This window comes from Bartonella sp. AA86SXKL (assembly GCF_042196885.1).
This window is the reverse complement of record NZ_JBHIRE010000396.1, coordinates 1-662: the sequence shown is the minus strand read 5'-3', so window position 1 is coordinate 662 and position 662 is coordinate 1. Positions and strand designations below refer to the sequence as shown.

Here is a 662-nt window from a genome sequence, read left to right as displayed (position 1 = left end):
AATGAAAAACATCATTGACAACCTCTGCATTCTTATCAAAACCCGCAGCAAGACCGATAAAGTTTTCAAATTTAAGACCCGCAATAGTCACACATAACCGCTTATCAACGACCTTCTGATAACTGTTCAGTCCACTTTTCAGCCCCATAATCGCTAAACGGTGTGCATGCTCTGGATCCAACATAAATAAAGCAGAACGACCAATACAACGAAAAAAACTCATCCATCCCTCTCCAAAACACACAAATAATCCATTGCACCCTCACGTAAAACTTTTAACATAAAAGCTTACCATTATAGATCGAACCTTATCTCGATAATAACGTAATCCCTACTAAAAGAAAGTTTACAATATCATTGCTCTTCATCTTTCTGTTTATGAACATTGAACAGAAAAATCCTTTCTTTTTTTCACAATTATTCAGATATTGAAAATTGCAACACTCTGCAAATAAGAACAACAGATAACCTCATAAAATATATCTCATTTTTCAATATATTATCATAAAAGTCTTGAAATAATTTTATAAATTAAAGACAATGGTTTACCTTTAGTCGCCAAGAAGAGAAAATACATTTCTTATCAAAAAATTATCCGTCTGAGCTTTATAAACTATTCTTTTCTCAAGCCAAACAAAGCGCCTTGTTAAACCTTTAACATG

1 pseudogene is annotated in these 662 nt (G+C 32.6%); it reads right to left on the bottom strand.

From position 1 onward, the window contains the following. Positions 1–223, bottom strand: a pseudogene (locus ACFIO5_RS12215) (quinone-dependent dihydroorotate dehydrogenase); the annotation flags it as partial. Positions 224–662: the final 439 nt, after the last annotated feature.